Raw genomic sequence first — 4151 nt, 5'->3', positions numbered from 1 at the left:
TCCCACACCGGTCACGGGGGCGGCACCCCGGGCGGGTTGGCCGGGCCCGCCCGTCCCACCCCTCCTCGACGGTCGTGCGTCAGCCGAGGTCGGTGTCCTCGGCCACGGCGGCGCGGGCGGCGGCCCGGGCGGCCGCGCGCTCCTGCAGGGTCGGCTCGGGCGACCCGTTGTCGTAGTCCTCGCCGTACGCGCCCTTGGCCGGGCGGCGGCGGCGCAGCGGCGGCTCGACGCCGTCGGCGAGGCGGCGGGCGGTGAGCAGGAAGCCGGTGTGGCCGATCATCCGGTGGTCCGGGCGGACCGCCAGGCCCTCCAGGTGCCAGGTGCGGACCATGGTCTCCCAGGCCTGCGGCTCGGTGAAGGTGCCGTGATCGCGCAGCGCCTCGACGGTCTTGGACATCTGCGTGGTGGTGGCCACGTAGCAGCAGATGAGGCCGCCGGGGACGAGCGCCTTGGAGGCGACGTCCAGGCACTCCCAGGGGGCGAGCATGTCGAGGATGATGCGGTCGACGTCGCTCTCGACCAGGTTGTCCTGGAGGTCGCCGACGGTGAGCTTCCACGCCGGGTGGGAGCCGCCGAAGTAGCGCTCGACGTTGCTCTTGGCGATGTCGGCGAAGTCCTGCCGACGCTCGTAGGAGGCCAGCATGCCCTGCTCGCCGACGGCGCGCAGCAGGTAGGTGCTGAGCGCGCCGGACCCCACGCCGGCCTCCACCACGCGGGCGCCCGCGAAGATGTCGGCCATCGCGAGGATCTGGCCCGCGTCCTTGGGGTAGATCACGGCGGCGCCGCGTGGCATGGAGAGGACGTAGTCGGGGAGCAGGGGGCGCAGCGCGAGGTACGGGACGTTCCCCGTGGTGCGCACGACCGTGCCTTCAGGAGCGCCGATCAGCTCGTCGTGCGGGAACGCACCCTTGTGGGTGTGGAACTGGTTCCCGGCCTGGAGCGTGAACGTGTAGTGGCGACCCTTGGGGTCGGTCAGCTGGACCTGGTCCCCGACCTGGAAGGGCCCGCGTCGGCGGGCGGCACCGGTCGGTTCGGACATGCGGCCAATCCTAAGGGAAGCGCGACCTCCCGCCCGCCGCGCCCCCGGCCGGTGCCGTCCTACTGCCCCGCGACGGCGGCGGTGAGGCGCTGCTCGATGTCGGTGAGCGCGACGACGCCGTACACCCGGCCGTCGGACTCGACCACCAGGTACTCCCCGGCCGGGGTGGCGCGCACGGCGTGCAGGAGGTCCTCGCCGGTGAGGTCGGCGCTGAGCCGCAGGCCGGGTTCGAGGTCGCGGGCGAGCGGTCCGACGGCGACCCACGGGCGGCGGTGCTCGGGCACCGCGCGCACGGCGGACTCGCGGACGATCGCGATCGGCTCGCCCCGGCCGTCCACCACGACCACGGCCCCGGCCTGCGCCTCGCGGGCGCGCCGCAGCGCCTCGCCGAGCGGGGTGTCGGCGGTGACCTCGACGGTGCGGCGGGCGAGGTCGCGCAGCCGCAGGCCGGGCAGGGCCTCCTTGAGCCGGGCGTTGCGCACGCTGGCGCCGGCGCCGTTCCAGATGATCGCGGCCAGGACGGCGGCGATGACGGCGTCGACGAGGGTGTCGGTGCCGGTCCGCCCGACCCCGCGGGAGGCGCTGATCAGCGGCAGCCCGATGAGCACGGCGACGGCCAGCGCCCGCCCGACCCACGCGGCGGCGACGGTGCCGGTCATCGGCCTGCCGGTGACGGCCCAGACGACCGCGCGCAGCATCCGGCCGCCGTCCAGCGGCAGTCCGGGCAGCAGGTTGAAGACGGCGACGACGAGGTTGGAGACCATCAGGCCGGTGAGCAGCACCCCGGGCACCGAGGAGAGCTCCACGGCCTGCATGGCGAGGTAGAAGACCCCGCCGAGCACGAGCGACAGCAGCGGACCGACGAAGGCCAGCCAGAACTCCCGCCACGGCGTCTCGGCCTCGTTCTCGATCTCGGAGACGCCGCCGAAGAACTGCAGCTGGATGCGGCGCACGCCGAGGCGGTAGCGCAGCGCGACCAGCGTGTGGGCGAGCTCGTGCACCAGGACGGAGGCGTAGAAGGCGACGGCGAAGGAGAAGGCGACCAGGTAGCGCGAGCCGCCGAGGTCCGGCAGGACGTCGTTCAGCTGGCCCCCGAAGACCCAGGTGATCAGGGCCGCGATGACGAACCAGGAGGGGGTGACGTAGATGGGCACCCCGAACGGGCGGCCCATGAGGATGCCGCCGCCGCGCTCCTTCCGCGGCTCCGGCGGCCGGCCGGGCGGGCGACCACCGCCGTGCGGCGGCTGGTCGGAGGTCTGCTGCCCCCTGCTGTCGCTCACCGTGATCCCTTCGGTCGACTCCCCCGAGTTGCGCCGGTGTGCCCACGCTACGTGATCTCGGCGGCAGGGCGCCGCGCGCCCCTCTGTCTGGCTTCATACCCACTGGCGCGGGCCCTGCCCAGCCCCGTGACAGCACGGTGGCAGCGGTATGGCAGCGCGGGGCAATAGGGTCGTAGCCATGCAGCAGACCGACACCACCAGTGCCGCCGGGGCCCCGGCGCGCCCGGCGGCGCCCCCGACCGGCCTGTCCCCGTCCCGTGCGGGTGACTTCCTCACCTGCCCGCTGCTGTACCGGCTGCGGGTGATCGACCGGCTGCCGGAGCCGCCGAGCGCGGCGGCGACCCGGGGCACCCTGGTGCACGCGGTGCTGGAGCGGCTGTTCGACAGCGCGGCCGTCGAGCGGACGCCGGAGCGGGCGCTCGGCCTGCTGCGCCCGCAGTGGGAGCGGCTGCTGGGCGAGCGGCCGGAGCTCGGCGGGCTGTTCCCGGACGACCCGGACGGCGCGGCGCTCACCCGCTGGCTGGCGGACGCCGAGAAGCTGGTCGGCCAGTGGTTCCGGCTGGAGGACCCGACCCGGCTGCACCCGGTGGAGCGGGAGCTGTACGTGGAGACGGCCCTGGAGTCGGGCCTGCTGCTGCGCGGCTACATCGACCGGGTCGACGTCGCCCCGACCGGCGAGGTCCGCCTCGTCGACTACAAGACCGGCCGGGCGCCCTCGCGGGACTTCGAGGGCAAGGCGATGTTCCAGATGAAGTTCTACGCGCTGGTGGTGTGGCGCTGGAAGGGCGTGATCCCCAAGCGGCTCCAGCTGGTGTACCTCGGCGGGGGCGGGGACGTCGTCTCCTACGACCCGGACGAGGCGGACCTGCTCGCCGTGGAGCGCAAGCTGCAGGCGCTCTGGGAGCGGATCACCCACGCGGTGGCCACCGGGGAGTTCCCGGCCACCCGCAACCGGCTCTGCGACTGGTGCGACCACCAGGCCAGCTGCCCGGAGTTCGGCGGGACGCCCCCGCCGTACCCGCTGCCGCTGGCCCGTACGTCTGAAGAGGACGATCCCACGGGGGATCCGATGAGCAAGGAGTCCTAGTGACGATCCGAGTGCTGCTGGTCGACGACCAGCCGCTGCTGCGCACCGGTTTCCGGATGATCCTGGAGGCCGAGTCCGACCTGGTGGTGGTCGGTGAGGCCGGCGACGGTCAGCAGGCGCTGGACCAGGTCCGGGCGCTGCAGCCCGACGTGGTGCTGATGGACATCCGGATGCCCAGGATGGACGGCGTCGAGGCGACCCGCCGGATCGCCGGCCCGGGCCGGGACGGCCCGGCCAAGGTGCTGGTGCTGACCACCTTCGACCTGGACGAGTACGTGGTGGAGGCGCTGCGCGCGGGCGCCAGCGGCTTCCTGCTGAAGGACGTGCCGGCCGAGGAGCTGGTGCAGGCGATCCGGGTGGTCGCGGACGGCGCGGCGATGCTGGCGCCGAGCATCACCCGGCGGCTGCTGGACATGTACGCCACCAAGCTGCCCTCGGGCGAGGAGGCGCCGCCGCAGGCGCTGAACGCGCTCACCGAGCGGGAGCTGGAGGTGCTCAAGCTGGTGGCGCGCGGGCTGTCGAACGCGGAGATCGCGGCCGAACTGTTCGTCAGCGAGACCACGGTGAAGACGCACGTGGGACACGTCCTGACGAAGCTCCAGCTGCGGGACCGCGTGCAGGCGGCGGTGTACGCGTACGAGAGCGGTCTGGTGCGTCCGGGCGCGCTGTAGGACGCTCCACAGACGGGGGCGGCCCCCCCGCCCCCCCCCCCCCCGGGGGCGCGGGGGGGGGGGCGCCGGGGGGC

General features: G+C 74.2%; 4 protein-coding genes. 2 read left to right on the top strand and 2 right to left on the bottom strand.

Annotated elements, in window-relative coordinates; all coding sequences use genetic code 11:
* Window positions 1-79 precede the first annotated feature (79 nt).
* The gene (locus ACFV4G_RS41235; RefSeq protein WP_380448367.1) at window positions 80-1039 is read right to left on the bottom strand and encodes a tRNA (adenine-N1)-methyltransferase; all 960 of its coding nucleotides are present in this window, start codon (window positions 1037-1039) and stop codon (window positions 80-82) included.
* 59 nt (window positions 1040-1098) lie between these two features.
* A complete protein-coding gene (locus tag ACFV4G_RS41230; RefSeq protein ID WP_380448365.1) occupies window positions 1099-2319 on the bottom strand; it encodes a site-2 protease family protein in 1221 nt (406 codons plus the stop codon).
* 178 nt (window positions 2320-2497) lie between these two features.
* Between ACFV4G_RS41230 and ACFV4G_RS41225 the strand changes: the two genes are divergently transcribed.
* Both ACFV4G_RS41225 and ACFV4G_RS41220 read left to right on the top strand, forming a co-directional pair.
* Complete coding sequence (locus ACFV4G_RS41225) at window positions 2498-3406, top strand: RecB family exonuclease (protein ID WP_380448364.1); 909 nt, start codon at window positions 2498-2500, stop codon at window positions 3404-3406.
* Complete coding sequence (locus ACFV4G_RS41220) at window positions 3406-4077, top strand: response regulator transcription factor (protein ID WP_030299918.1); 672 nt, start codon at window positions 3406-3408, stop codon at window positions 4075-4077. The genes ACFV4G_RS41225 and ACFV4G_RS41220 overlap by 1 nt, the downstream gene beginning before the upstream one ends.
* Window positions 4078-4151: the final 74 nt, after the last annotated feature.

The sequence above is a fragment of the Kitasatospora sp. NPDC059747 genome, from assembly GCF_042732955.1.
GTDB lineage: Bacteria > Actinomycetota > Actinomycetes > Streptomycetales > Streptomycetaceae > Kitasatospora.
The sequence above is the reverse complement of the archived record's forward strand: the minus strand, read 5'-3'. Positions and strand labels throughout refer to the sequence as shown.